At 39.4% G+C, this 13,178-nt stretch carries 11 protein-coding genes and 1 riboswitch; of the genes, 3 read left to right on the top strand and 8 right to left on the bottom strand.

Annotated features, from left to right (window positions below):
- Window positions 1–2: 2 nt before the first annotated feature.
- The 7 genes from B1C82_RS11715 to B1C82_RS11685 all read right to left on the bottom strand — a co-directional run bounded on the left by B1C82_RS11715 (window position 3) and on the right by B1C82_RS11685 (window position 6,603).
- On the bottom strand, window positions 3–731 hold the full coding sequence (locus B1C82_RS11715; RefSeq protein ID WP_086447738.1) for a flagellar motor protein MotB: 729 nt from the start codon (window positions 729–731) through the stop codon (window positions 3–5).
- A complete protein-coding gene (locus B1C82_RS11710; RefSeq protein WP_086447737.1) occupies window positions 728–1,390 on the bottom strand; it encodes an FFLEELY motif protein in 663 nt (220 codons plus the stop codon). The genes B1C82_RS11715 and B1C82_RS11710 overlap by 4 nt, the downstream gene beginning before the upstream one ends.
- 12 nt (window positions 1,391–1,402) lie before the next feature.
- Complete coding sequence (locus tag B1C82_RS11705) at window positions 1,403–2,545, bottom strand: LIC13341 family surface-exposed protein (RefSeq protein ID WP_086447736.1); 1,143 nt, start codon at window positions 2,543–2,545, stop codon at window positions 1,403–1,405.
- Window positions 2,546–2,601: 56 nt separating this feature from the next.
- Complete coding sequence (locus tag B1C82_RS11700) at window positions 2,602–3,441, bottom strand: DUF455 family protein (RefSeq protein WP_086447735.1); 840 nt, start codon at window positions 3,439–3,441, stop codon at window positions 2,602–2,604.
- Between the two features lie 2 nt (window positions 3,442–3,443).
- Window positions 3,444–4,025 carry an ATP-binding protein gene (locus tag B1C82_RS11695; protein ID WP_199775756.1) on the bottom strand — a complete coding sequence of 194 codons (582 nt, stop codon included), beginning with the start codon at window positions 4,023–4,025 and terminating at the stop codon, window positions 3,444–3,446.
- 78 nt (window positions 4,026–4,103) lie between these two features.
- Window positions 4,104–5,666, bottom strand: coding sequence for a glutamate--tRNA ligase (gene gltX, locus B1C82_RS11690; RefSeq protein WP_086447733.1), 1,563 nt, complete (start codon window positions 5,664–5,666; stop codon window positions 4,104–4,106).
- Window positions 5,653–6,603, bottom strand: a complete 951-nt coding sequence (locus B1C82_RS11685) for an LIC_13346 family putative lipoprotein (RefSeq protein WP_086447732.1) — start codon at window positions 6,601–6,603, stop codon at window positions 5,653–5,655. The genes gltX and B1C82_RS11685 overlap by 14 nt, the downstream gene beginning before the upstream one ends.
- A 227-nt stretch (window positions 6,604–6,830) precedes the next feature.
- Here B1C82_RS11685 and B1C82_RS11680 point away from each other — a divergent pair, with 227 nt between their 5' ends.
- Genes B1C82_RS11680 through B1C82_RS11670 form a run of 3 tightly spaced genes read left to right on the top strand, consistent with a single transcriptional unit; the run spans window position 6,831 to window position 11,235 of the window.
- Window positions 6,831–8,216, top strand: a complete 1,386-nt coding sequence (locus B1C82_RS11680; RefSeq protein WP_086447731.1) for a DNA gyrase subunit A — start codon at window positions 6,831–6,833, stop codon at window positions 8,214–8,216.
- The gene (locus B1C82_RS11675; RefSeq protein WP_086448585.1) at window positions 8,213–10,357 is read left to right on the top strand and encodes a toprim domain-containing protein; all 2,145 of its coding nucleotides are present in this window, start codon (window positions 8,213–8,215) and stop codon (window positions 10,355–10,357) included. The genes B1C82_RS11680 and B1C82_RS11675 overlap by 4 nt, the downstream gene beginning before the upstream one ends.
- Before the next feature lie 53 nt (window positions 10,358–10,410).
- Window positions 10,411–11,235: an SH3 domain-containing protein gene (locus tag B1C82_RS11670; RefSeq protein ID WP_086447730.1), complete on the top strand. Its 825-nt coding sequence runs from the start codon at window positions 10,411–10,413 to the stop codon at window positions 11,233–11,235.
- Between the two features lie 131 nt (window positions 11,236–11,366).
- Here B1C82_RS11670 and B1C82_RS11665 read toward each other — a convergent pair whose 3' ends face one another.
- Entirely contained in the window at window positions 11,367–12,707 is a 1,341-nt protein-coding gene (locus B1C82_RS11665) for a flavin monoamine oxidase family protein (RefSeq protein ID WP_086447729.1), read from the bottom strand.
- Between the two features lie 239 nt (window positions 12,708–12,946).
- A riboswitch (adenosylcobalamin (AdoCbl) riboswitch) is annotated at window positions 12,947–13,073 on the top strand.
- Window positions 13,074–13,178: the final 105 nt, after the last annotated feature.

Below are 13,178 nucleotides of genomic sequence, written 5' to 3'. Positions count from 1 at the left end.
CCTTATTCTTCCTTACTTCGTTTACGAATGATGATTTCTATTCTTTCTTGAGAAGCTTTCACTTCAGGACTAGGACCATCTTCCTGACCTAACTTTCTAAATCCGTGATATGCTTGAACAGAAAGTCTTTCTCTGGAAATTCCATATTTTTCGGCCAGTGTTTCTGCAATCAAACCGGCACGATGAGCATTATATTCCCAAATATTTCTGAAACCTTGCCCTGCTTGCTCAGCATAAGGAACCTGGACTCTTAAAGTAATGTCCACGTCCATACCTTGTGCGACCTCAGCTACTTTTTTGAAAGTGAAGTCAGTGTCTTCATCTGGATGAAATTCACCCTCTCCCAAAGAAGGAGCAAATACTTGGATACGAATCTCTTCTGTTTCATTGATCCCAATGAATAATTTTGTTTTCTCTTTTAGTTTTTTTAAAGCATAAGAGATCCTTTCCCAGAAGCGATACATTTGTGTCCTGGGTTGTAGTAAAGGATCCTCTTCTAATGTGATATTAGAGCCTTCAAAAAAAGATTCACCTAGACCAAATCCACCTCTGACCAAATCAGCAACTTGTTTCAATTTGTTTTGATCTACCTGAGAAATAGAATATAAGATAATAAAAAGCCCAAGAAGAAGTGTGATCATATCCGCATACGTCAAAAGCCATCTGTCCCGATTCTCATCACCGGATTCGACAGACTTTCTGTATCTGGAAAAACGAGATCTTCCGTTCAAGCAGTAGGCTCCTTAGGCTGCTTTCCGTTTAAAAAAGCGGACTCTAGATATTCCGACTCTCTTCTCTCTACTTGCTCGATAAAAGAAACAAAAATTTCAGGTGATACAGGTAAAACTGCGTTGTACGCCTTCTCCACTGAATCGAATAAAAGGGAAACTCCTAATAGACCTGCCATAAATCTAGCAGGCCGAATTAAATAAGCAGAGATAGGTTTATGTGCTAGTTCATAGAATGTTCTAAGATTATGAAGAACAATCTCTAACTGCTTTTCTCTCTCTTCTTTATGACCGTAAGCTTTGTACAGATCGTCGTATTCTTCTCTAGAAAGTTTTTTACCATCCCAATCTCTTTGGATAAGTAACTGTGCCATTTCAGAATCTAGATGATCCGTAAGATTGTTTAATTCTATCAAAGTTTCTAGATTCGCCCTGGTCGTTTCCTTCATCATACCTTTTACTTTTTGGTATGTGTCCAAAGCCAAATGCATCCAAGCTTCTTTACCATCTAGGTTGTAAATAGTTTCGAAAAAATATTCCACCATAGAAATCGTTTCTTCTAGATGAAAATAGTCCGCATAAAATTTGCGAAATCTCTCCACCTGAGCTCGAACGACCTCTACCTTGGCGTGTTTAAGTTTATGTTCTTCGAAACTACTCACGATATGACCCGTTTACTTGGACTTTCCTCTCGACACCAATTGTAGAGGATAACTTTTAAAACCCTGTTGGTCTATTTCTGTTTTTACGGAACTATAATCGGTAGGAAGATTAATAGTGTCTCTATAAGATTTGGAACTAGAACGAATTAGTAAACTTGGAACACCATCCTCCGCGGGAGTGTATTTGAAACGGACTCCGTACTTATGATTTCTCGCCCAACCTTCTTTCGTAATTTCTAATAAAGGAAACTTAGAGTTGATATATTTTTTTTCGAAAGAATAAACAGAAGATCCTGGAGAATAATATCTGAGTCCCTCTTTCCCTTGGTCAATCTCCACTTTTCCGCCTTGAGGAAATGAAAGAGTGATATAAGTAGTTCCTGAATAAGATCCTCTGTTCTTGAACCAAATCACCACTTCGGATGCTACATCCTTTTTCCATTCTGCAGGAGCTTCTACACTTAATAATCCCGGAGCAGCAACACTCGGAACATCAGGAACTAATTCCCATCCGTTGAAATTAAAATTCTGAGCATAAGTACGATTATTCGGAAAGATAGTTAGATTTTTTTCTTCTTTATTATAAGAGAAATCGATCCGCTTTGATTTTGCTAAAAACTGATGATCTTTCAGAGAAGCAAGTCCATCTAAAATTTTCTCACCCTTACGGATCACATACGGAACGGAAAAAAGACCTAAAGGAGGCTCTTCACTCAAAACTTCTAAAAAGAGAGAATTGAAAGAATCCCCAGGAAGTTCTTCCATTAAAATTCTTTTAACTACATAGCCTGATTCTTTTGCATTCTCATCTTCTCCTGCCTTCCATGTGGAGGCCTTAGGATCATGAATGAAGGGTCCGATGTTCAGAAGATTAAAACCTATCTTGGACTGGAGTGCCCATTCTCCGTTTTGTTTTTTAAAAACTGCGAGAATCTCTTCGGTTCCATTTCGGACCAAGGAGAAAACTTCAAGATCGGGATCTTCGTCCAAGTTCCCAAGTTTTTTAAGCACCACATCGGGGCTTTTTTCTTCGGACTCTGGAATGGTTAGGGAGATGATCTTGGAATCGGATGGTGTTTTTGAATTACAAGCTATGAGAAGAATGAATACTGAAAAAAGGATCAGTACTCGGGAAAAAGAAACGAAACGAAACATATTCTGAACTACAGCTTCTTTCCAAGAAAAGTAGATGTCTATCGATTTCCTAGGCCTTAACTAGCCTCCATACCGAACACATTTTTTACGATCCTAGCATTTGTAGTACCATCGTATTCGTCCGTATAAGCTCCTAAAGCCTCAGCAAACTCGATCGATAATCCCGCCTTGGTCCTAAGCTCCGGAAAATATAGAAACCCCTTTGCTCTTCTGGGAGTGAATGGATGGGTCAAATATTGCAAATATTTCTCCCATTGTTGTTCTCGAGAAGTGCCGTCCGAGAACACTACCTTAACTCCCCTTTTTACATGCCTGATCTCGTCATCATGAACGATCTGCATGATATCGGCTCGTTTTTGATCCCCGAATTTTTCGAACGCCTTTTGGTAGATCATTGAAAAGTCCAAATTGGCACCTTCGAAAGAAAGAGCCATGATTGCAAAAAACTTTTGCAATGATTGCATATTCGGAGTTTGTTTCCAAAAGATATAATTAAGAGGACGATCTCCCAGATCCATTCCCCATTCCCTGATGGATCCCAAATAAAGCCTCAGATGTTTTTGCTCTTCCAGAATTGTTTTGAACAAACTTTTACGAACGGAAGAAGGAGCATTCTGAAATTTTAATATAGCCCAGGCAAATATCTCCACGGCCATGAGTTCATGATTCGCAAAATGATGGAGAGAAAGTATTCTATTCTCCTCGGAATTCAAATGTTCCACCCGAGGCATTTTTGATTTTTTATCCGAGAAAATTATCTTAGAAGATCTCTCCGGTCTATCTTTCGGAACAAAATTTGGCCAAAGAGTATCTTCCGGCATTTTTTCCGGAGAATATAACTTATCCTCCAGGTTAGGAGAACTTAAAAGAAATTGGGCGTATTCGTTTAGAGTCAAGGTCAGTGTTTTTTAGAATCGAATGCTAATTCGATAATGGACCCGCGGATACTGGAATCAGTAGGGTCTGAGGAAATTCTTCCTTCTTTACAATGGTACATGATCTTCACAGAGTCCATTAAGGATTGCATGATGAGTAAACCTTTACCTAAATTTCTATGTTGGGTAAGCTTTCCTCTATTAGGAAGAACCTCACATTTCCCTTCTTGGTAAGTCTTTACTTTTTTTAAGAACTCTTGGAGAGAAGAAGGTTTGGCTTCCGTTACCTGCTCTTCTATCTTTTCTTTTTTCAGACCGGAACCATAGTCCACAATCCATAAAGTAAATTTAGAATTATCAACGATCCATCTGCAGATGATTGTTTCTTCGGAACTGGAATTACAATTTGCTGAGATTGAGTTGGTAAGAGCCTCGTCTGCTGCGAGCTCAATCTGCTGGATATCCTTAGAGATAAAGGTATTCTCCTCCAAGGATTGACGAAGTGCTCTTCTGAACTCCCGAATGCTAGCTAAGTCGGGAGGCAGGAACATGACGTACGAACCCGAATGATGCCTAACCAAAAGTGAATCGGCCGTATCCCTCATTTCTTATCTGAGAAGTCCCTCTATATATTAATACAGACCGAAAGGGGGGTTTTGCAACAAAAAACCCCCGAAAAAATCTTAAGGTAAAGAAATTCCTACTTGTACCGAGATTTTCTCTATTCGTTTGAGTAGCTTTTCCTTCCCTAAGAGAGGGAATAGGATAGGTAACTCGAGTCCGTGAGCTTTTCCTGTAGCGGAGACTCGGATCGGCATAAACAGGGTCTTTCCCTTTTGGCCGGTCTGTTCTCCCGCTTGGGTCATTAAAGCCTTATAATCCTCATCGGTTTTAGGATCCGACTTTTTTAATAATTCGTAAAATGTTGAGACAACTTTGGGAGAAAATTCTTGGGAAAGAATTTCTTTCGCTTCTCCATCCTCAACTTTCAAGTCGGATACGAAAAATTCTGCGATATAGTCAGGTGCCTGGCGTAAATTGTCCAAATACACTCTAACGCTATCCACCAGAGAATGTAATTCTTGGTTTTTTGGATCTCTGTATTCTACCGGAATATCCGTTCTGTTTTCCAAAAAAGGTACCAGACTATCTGCTACTTTTTGGATTGGAAGTTCTCTGATGTATTTATTAGAAAGCCAATTCAATTTAGACTTAGGGTTCATCGCTTCCGCGATTTGGTCTAAGCTGGAGAAGTTAGTTGCAACTTCTTCGTCTCCACCTTTCGGTTTTCTGAATACGTCAAAAGTAGAAGGTGATTTTGAACAACGATGTACATCGAATGTTTTAGGAAGAATATCACCCGGAAGATATTCCTGGCCGTCTGGAGAAGTCCAACCGAGTAGAGCCATATAATTTAAGAATGTTTCAGGCAAATATCCTAAATCACGAAATGCTAATATAGAAGTAGCTCCCGCTCGTTTGGATAATTTTTTACCGTCCATTCCCACGATCTCGGATGCGTGAGCAAACTCAGGAACAGGAAAACCAAGCGCCTCATAGATCAATATCTGGCGAGGTGTATTAGAAAGATGCCCTACTCCACGGATCACATGAGAAATTTTCATGAGACCATCATCTACAACCACAGCGTAGTTATAAGAAGGGAAACCGTCCGATTTTACTATGATGAAGTCACCGATCAGCTTTGTTTCAAACTTCACTTTTCCTTGGATGATATCATCAAAAATCAAAGTTTTAGAAGGAGTTTTAAAACGAACAGAATAAGGAGTTCCAGCTTTCAATTTTTCCTGAACTTCTGATTCACTCATGTTTGCATGAAGTCCATCGTAAACGTAAGGGACTCCCATTGCCTCTGCCTGCTTTTTCTTTGCTTCTAATTCTTCCTGAGTACAGAAGCAACGGTAGGCTTTTCCTTCGGAGATTAATTTTTCCGTATATTCTTTATAGATAGAGATCCTTTCGGATTGTACATAGGGACCGTAAGGACCTCCTATATGAGGACCTTCATCCCATTCTATCCCTAACCATTTTAAGGACTCAAGGATGGTTTTAAAAGATTCTTCGGTGGATCTGGCTTGATCCGTATCTTCTACCCTTAGTAAAAATTTTCCGCCTTGGGATTTGGCGTATAAGTAATTGAATAAAGCGGTTCTAGCTCCGCCCACATGAAGGAAACCGGTTGGTGATGGTGCAAACCTGGTTCTAACTTCCTTATTTTCTGGCATTGTCGTAATCTTTTAAGAGGATGATTGGATAGTTCTTTAAATCGGCCAAAGCAGTAAACGGAATATTATTCGCAGTATCATAAAAATGCATAGATACGAATTCTTCCTTTCTCTTTTGTTTCCATTGGGATACGTTCTTAGAAGATAATAGATCTTCCGGAAGAATTCCCCAGGCCCAGCGATATTCACCTTCTTCTCTGAAGGTCCAAACTGGAAGCCTACCTTCTATCAAATTTACATATTGGAAGATTTGGTTCTTATAATCGTAGTCTGCGTAAGGAAAACTTCTGCCACCAGGGCTTGTATAATCCGTACTCAAACTAGTACGGCTATTACGAACATTCTCCCAATTCAATTCTACATTCTTACCTAAACTTCTATATTCTTTGGCAACCCATACAATTCCTGATTGGGAAAAATTATAGAGAAGTCCCCAATCAGAAAGATTGAGTTGTTTAGGAGAAGGAATATTTATCCCAGATCTGAAACCTTCTCCTTCCCAATGCCAAGAAAGAACACCTTGTGGATGAAATGAAACTTGTTTAGGATTAGAATATTCTCCATCTTCTAATCTTGCAGAACCGGTGAATAAAGAAGCTTTAAAACTTAATTTTGGAAAAACGATCCCTTTAGGAAGAGTAACATGGAAATCTTCTTTCGTTTCCCAAAGATCTACTTCTCCAGTCCAAATTTTTTCCTTAGATGCTTGGGTCTGTAATACTAAATATCGTAGATGGCCAGGTTGATTCCGAAAAGATTCCGAACTCGCAGGGATCGAGCTGATATTAGAATAGATACGAATACTCGGAAGGTCGGAAACCAATGGTTTTTCTTCTGTCCATTCCGTCAAAAGAGAACAGGACATAGAAAAAAACAAATAGGTCGAACCTAGTAAGAAGAATGTTGCTCTGAGATAAGATCGAGACTTCAGTTCCAAAAAAATACAGCCGGAAAAAGAGGATTTCTTGAAAAACTTTCCGTTTTCGTCCGAATCTTCAAGGAAAAACCGGGAAATTTTCTTTCCTTATCGGTGTTTCCCAACGAGAAAGTAAGAATTACTGCAACTTGAGTCGATTTCTTCCTAAAAAGTATGTACGAATTCGGGTAGTACGTTAAAAGGTTGACAGTAAAACCGTCCTAAAATCCTTTGGCAATAAAAGTCCCATGAAAGATTCCAATAAATCAGGCAAAGAAAACTTCCCTAAAATACCATTTGAGGACCAAGTCAACGACGATCAGAGAAAATATTCTCGATATGTCTGCGATTCCAGGGCAATTCCTCACGAAATCGATGGTTTAAAGCCCGTACAGAGAAGAATTCTTTGGGCTATGTGGAATTCGGACGCAAGAAACCGCTACACTAAGACAGTAAAAGTAGCGGGACTCGCAATGGGATATCACCCACACGGAGACAGATCCATCCAAGATGCTCTTTCTCAGATGGCCCAGGATTTTACTTTCGCAAACAATCAACCTTTAGTTGCAGGTGAAGGAACTTTCGGAGATGTTTTGGATCCGAGCGCGATCGCTTCTCCTCGATACACCGAGGTAAAACTTTCCGACTTCGTAAAAGATCTAGGATTTTTCGAAAGTTTACCTGATATAGATTACGTTAAGAACTATGACGAGACCGAAGATGAACCGATCCACTTCGTAGGAAAAGTTCCGATCGTCCTTCTAAACAATATTATGGGAATTGCAACTGGTTTCCGTTGTTTCATTCCTGGACACAAACTTTCTGCGATTATCAATTCTCAGATTAATTATCTCAAAACCAAAAAGCCTCTTCCTCTAAAACCTTGGTACAAGGATTACAAGGGCGAAGTGAAAATGGCGAAAACCGAAGCGGGCAATATTACAATGACCACTACATTCGGTTTTACTTGGGAAGGAGATACTCTCTATCTTACTGACGCTCCAATGAACTGGAATAGAGAGAAGGTAATAAATCTATTAGATGATATTCTGGAAAGAAAAGATTCTTGGTTGAAAGACTATGTGGATCATTCCAGCCAAACATTCCGTATAGAACTGAATTATAAAAAGGGAGAAAAGCCTAGCGCGAAAGAAATCGCTGCGGTTATCTCCAAAGAAGATACACAGACTTTAGCTAATAACGTGATCACTTATGACGGTCGTCTGAAAAACTTCGGACCGGAAGAGATCATCAAGCGTTTCTGCGATTTCAGAAAGACCCACTTGATCCGCAGGTTCAAACGTTTGGCTGGTTTAGAACAAGAGAAGATCGAAAGAAACTCAGAGTTAATTCGTTTCATCAAAGAAAAGTGGAACGAAAAAGTAATCGGTATTAAATCTAAAAAGGATTTCGAGGATAAACTCCAAAAATCGAAATTCGTATACTACGAATGGTTGGCTTCTATTCCAATCTATAGAATGACTCTGGAAGAAGTTCGTAAATGTGAAGAAGCTATCGTAGAAGCAAAAACTGCCCTTTCCAGATACCAAGGGCTTGTGAAAGAAGATAAAAAATTAACAGAATTCATGGTCGGAGAATTATCCGAGCTGAAGGATAAATGGGACAAGGAATGAGCACTGCTAAAACCAAAACCGAAAAGAAGCCCGCGACCGGAGGGGAACGGAACTTCAAAAAACTCTCCAACGTAGAACACGTAAGGATGAGGACCGGAATGTGGTTAGGGCAAAACTCTGCTTCCACATTCGAGCAGCATTTTTTCCGTAAGAACAGCGGTAATCTATACGAGATCGTACATGAGGAATTGGAAGATGTTCCCGCTAAACTAAAATGTTTGGATGAGGCTTGTATGAACGCGGTGGATGAGTACCGCAAGAACCAAAAGGACAAATCTATCCCCGAAAAGGATAAGATGTCCAAACTGATCATCCAACTTTCTTCCGACAGAAAGACTGTTACTGTTGCAGACAATGGTCGAGGTATTCCTGCAAAGAATGCGGAAGGGGTTTATCTTCATTTGATGTATGGAGAGAACTTCGATGACCACGTGAAACAAGACCATGTGGCCGGCCAGAACGGTGTAGGGATTTCTTTGGTAAGAATGGTTTCTTCTTACTTCAAAGTTAAAACCACCAACGATGGTAGTACTTTCAAAAAGTTATTCACTCTTCACGAAGACGCGAAAAAACAGATCCGCTCCTATAAACTATCTAAAGAAGATACTGAAAGAGTTTTCTTATACTTCGACGAGCATGGAAAATTTGATGATTGTCCTCTTCTTACAAAAGACCAGATTGAAAAATTAGTTCCGATCAGCAAAAAAACAAATATGATCGAAGCGATTGAAAAAGCTTCTAAAGAAGATCATGGAACCGCAGTAGAATTCGAATTAAATCCGAAATATTTTAATAATATAGATACATCCTTCAATGTGGATCTGATGAAACAGTATCTGCAGGACATCGCAATGACCAATCCAGGATTGGAAGTGCAGTTTGTTCATAAAGGTAAGAAGGAAAAGTATAAGTTCAAAAAAGGTTTAGATGAGATATTCTCACATTCTGATCTGACCTACTACAAAATGGATTATAATGCTCCAGCTTCCGGATCCCAATTACATCTGGAAGCTTACTTAGTGATCGGTCAGAATAAAAACTTGACTTGGGTGAACTCAATCTTTGCTCCTCAAGGTGGTTCTGCAATTGAATATCTGGAAAACAGACTTTGCGACGAAGTTCGTAAAAAAAGCCAGATCGTTTCCTTAGAGAAAAAACTCAAAACAAGCTGTACTCGTAACGACGTAAGAAACTGCTTTCATATGTATGTGAATGCAAGGCTTCTGAACCCTCGTTTTAAATCTCAGGATAAGTCTTATCTAATCAACGACTTGAACGAAGACATCCGCAATGCAGTAGATAAACACTTAGATAAGTTCATTAAAAAGACCGGCTTATTAGAAGAAGTGAAACTCCAAATGGAGAAAAGAACTCAGCTGAAAGCTTTTGAAGACGCACAACGCGGACTCAAAAAAGCAAGTAAGATGAATATACCTAAACTAATGCCTCCTACCGGTAAACCGAATGATCCTGGTCGGGTTCTATTCGTAGCAGAAGGAGACTCCGCAATCGCAGGTCTTCGCCCTGCAAGAAACCCTAAACTTCACGGCTTATTCCCTTTAAGAGGAAAGCCAATGAACTGCAAGGGAGTTTCTCTTGCGAAAGCGATCGCAAACGAAGAGTTAAAGAATATAGTTGCGATCCTGGGACTTCCTCTGGACCAAAAAGTAAAATCGATTGAAGAACTGAATTATGATAAAGTAAGTATCATCACTGATGCGGACTTTGACGGATATGCAATTCGTTCTTTGATGCTTTCTTTCTTTTATGAATACTGGCCCGAACTTTTTGACTTAGGGCTGATCCATATATCCAGCGCTCCTCTTTACGAGGTGGATATAAAAGGTGGAGATTCTAAAAAGACTGAAACAATATTCTGTATCGACGATAAAGATTATGATGCTCTAGTCAAACGAGTGGAAAAATCCGGTGGTCAAATCGTCCGTAAAAAAAGGAACAAAGGACTTGGAGAGACCGGAAAAGAAGCAATGAAGTTTGCGGTAGATGAGTGTATGACTAAGATCACCATCGGAAATAAAAAAGAAGCTTCTAAGATCCAAAACCTTTGGTTCCACAAAGATTTTGCAGAACAAAGAAGGGATGCAATCTCCGAATACGCAATGAGCGTAATCGAAGATTAATTCATAATAATTTTCTTTTCTACAAAGAGCCCGGATATTATTTTAAGAATAGAATGATATCCGGGTTTTTCTATTTTAAACGATCCAATTCCTTTTCCTGTAGCTTAATATTTTTCATTTTTATAATATATTTTTTCGCGAGCAACCTTCCCATTTCGTCCGATTCCGATAGAAAATTACAAACATTATTTGTAACGGCTGATATTCTGAACGTTAGAATTCGTCCGGATAAAAAATCCGACAAAATCGGATTTCTACCCTACGGAACTAAAATCCAAACCGAAAAAGCTCAAACCTTTGAAATTCAAAATGGGATAAAAGTTTATTGGTATTACTATCCTGAATCCAACGGATACGTGCTCGGCGAATTCCTGTCCAATACTGAACCGGCAAAGGGAAAGAAGAAGACAGTTTTATACAAACTTTACAGAGATAGATGCGCCCAAAATATAAAACAAAGTCTGGCCCTCTATGCAAACATTGCAGATTTGTACGTCGACATGCAAGAAGAAGGAGGGGGTTGCTCAACCGGGTTATTAAGAGGAAAATACACCTTTAATCAAAACGTTTTGGTAATTTCGGATTTAAAGGGAGTAGGATTAAAGAATAATTGTCCGTTCGATGATAATAAAGTAAGTTTTGCGGAATTAGAAAAACGTTTATTGAATATCGCCCGTGTCAAAGGAGACTTATACTTACGTTACGATCCGGATCTTGACGGCCTAGTAACTGAGGAGGTCCTCAAGCAAGTATCTTCGGAAGGATGGAAGGTAAATAAGTCCAAATGTTCCTTCGAAAAATATTTTGAATGTAAGTATACCAACGAACCGGTTTTAACATCCAAAGGTTATTTTTGTTTTAAAGAGAATTCTTTATGAATAACAATCATAGTTTTTCAATCATCCTAATTTCGACTCTTTGTCTAATAACATTACAAAAATGTATAGAACTTGAAAAGAATTTAGGCCCAAATTCTTCGGGATCCTATTACACGACTGCAGATCGTTCGCTATACTAAATTCACAGCTTTGATCGCCGAACTTAAAGCCGCCTCTACTGTTCCAGTAATTTCTCCAGTATGTTCTCCCGCGAAGAAGATACGATCATAAGGTTTTCTTAAAATAATCTCTGATCCAAAACTTCCAGGAGGAAATTCGGCGATCCCATTTGGTACGTAATCCTTTTTAGTTTCCGTAAAATAGAATCTTTGGATTTGCAGATCTTTTTTTAAGCCCAAGCGATCTAGAGTAAGGCGAATATATTCTACCTTTTGGTCCTGATTAGCAGAATCGAATACTGAAAATCTATCCCCGTTCGCAATGACTCCCAAAACCTTATCAGAGGTATCCGACTTGGTTCCTGCATCATATAAGAATTGGGCGGCCGCATCCGAATGAACAGCAAAAGGAGAGGATTCCCAAGGAGATTCTTTCAAAACCAAAAACAATTTATAGATTTGAGAATAACGTACTCTTAAGGCTGCGAGAAGTTTTTCCTTATCTAATCCAGGATTCCATTTCACGTTAGAGATTTGGTTTGCGGGTAAAGTACAGATACAAGTAGAGCCGTTAAATTTTCTTCCAGAAGCAGTAGTTACCGTAACACCCGCGGAATCTTGATCCACGGAAAGTACCGGATCAGAAAAAACAAACTCGGTATTTTCTATATTCATTACCAAGGTCTTGGCGATATTTTCCATTCCACCTTCTATCTTGCTATTCCTTTGAGGAAATTGTGCAAGATCGCTCAATACCTTCTCCGCTGACAGTACACGAATACTATCTCCATAATGAAGAGAAAGTTTATGACCAAGTAAAGTCAGATCTTCCGGACTGACTCCTTGATAAACTAGATAATTATAAATGCTGATACGATCTAAAGCCTGTTGTTGCGCAGTGTCTAATTTAGAATTTTGTGATACTAATTTACTTAGGATTTCTTGGGATTTGGGAGAAAGTTCCCAAGTGCCTGCTTTTTTATAAGTTCCTAAAAACAGATCAGGAACCAAAGGAGAAGATTGTATTTTTAATCCAAGTTCCCTGACTAAACTACGAACGGTTTTGTCTTCGGAAGAAACCCATTCAGCTCCTAGATCCACAACATGGCCGGAAGGATCTTGGATAGATCTAACTCTTCCCCCCACTCTATCTGTGGCTTCTATCAGAGTAACTTTACTTCCTGTTTTTCCTAAGATATATGCTGCATAAAGTCCAGAAAGTCCCCCACCAAGTATGATTACTTTTTTCCCAGAGTTTGTATTTTGAGCGGATAAATTTCCCTGACGACTTCCCAATAAAGCTGCGGCGCTTATAATTCCGGCTTTTAGAAAAGTGGAGCGGGTCATTTTCATAAGATTCCTCTGGAAAGTTTTTATTAGAACTCTCTCTTTTATTTTCGGTCTATGAAAGATCTTTCCCGAATTTTTTGCAGAATAGAATGTGCCTTCGATCTGAAATTATGTGCCTAATCCTTTTTAATCGATCATGTGTTTAGAATATCGCCTATTTATAGAGATATTGCAAGGAATACGTCGTTTTCATATCCACACGGTTTTTCCCTTGCCAGGGCAAGTGCAGGATCAAAACCTGGAATTACGCTTTCAGGGAGGAAGTCGGGTGTAAATCCCGCGCTGACCCGCAACTGTGATGTCCGTTTCAAACGGAATAAGCCAGATCTTCCCCGCGATACTTAATCCTCGAGGTTGGGGAGTATCGTAAATCTCGCTCTTTAGCGCATCAGCGCTTTCTGCGATGGGGCCCCGAAAGTTAAAATGTCGGGGCTCTCGAACGGAAAAAGACTATTACGGCAAATACGAAATCGT

This window comes from Leptospira venezuelensis (assembly GCF_002150035.1).
GTDB lineage: Bacteria > Spirochaetota > Leptospiria > Leptospirales > Leptospiraceae > Leptospira_B > Leptospira_B venezuelensis.
This window is presented reverse-complemented; position numbering and strand designations above follow the sequence as displayed.

Excerpts from the sequence above, each read along its gene's own strand:
- B1C82_RS11680 (WP_086447731.1), top strand. The coding sequence starts at position 6,831 with ATGAAAGATTCCAATAAATCAGGCAAAGAAAACTTCCCTAAAATACCA.
- B1C82_RS11670 (WP_086447730.1), top strand. The coding sequence starts at position 10,411 with ATGATATCCGGGTTTTTCTATTTTAAACGATCCAATTCCTTTTCCTGT.
- B1C82_RS11675 (WP_086448585.1), top strand. The coding sequence starts at position 8,213 with ATGAGCACTGCTAAAACCAAAACCGAAAAGAAGCCCGCGACCGGAGGG.
- B1C82_RS11665 (WP_086447729.1), bottom strand. The coding sequence starts at position 12,707 with ATGAAAATGACCCGCTCCACTTTTCTAAAAGCCGGAATTATAAGCGCC.
- gltX (WP_086447733.1), bottom strand. The coding sequence starts at position 5,666 with ATGCCAGAAAATAAGGAAGTTAGAACCAGGTTTGCACCATCACCAACC.
- B1C82_RS11695 (WP_199775756.1), bottom strand. The coding sequence starts at position 4,025 with ATGAGGGATACGGCCGATTCACTTTTGGTTAGGCATCATTCGGGTTCG.
- B1C82_RS11705 (WP_086447736.1), bottom strand. The coding sequence starts at position 2,545 with ATGTTTCGTTTCGTTTCTTTTTCCCGAGTACTGATCCTTTTTTCAGTA.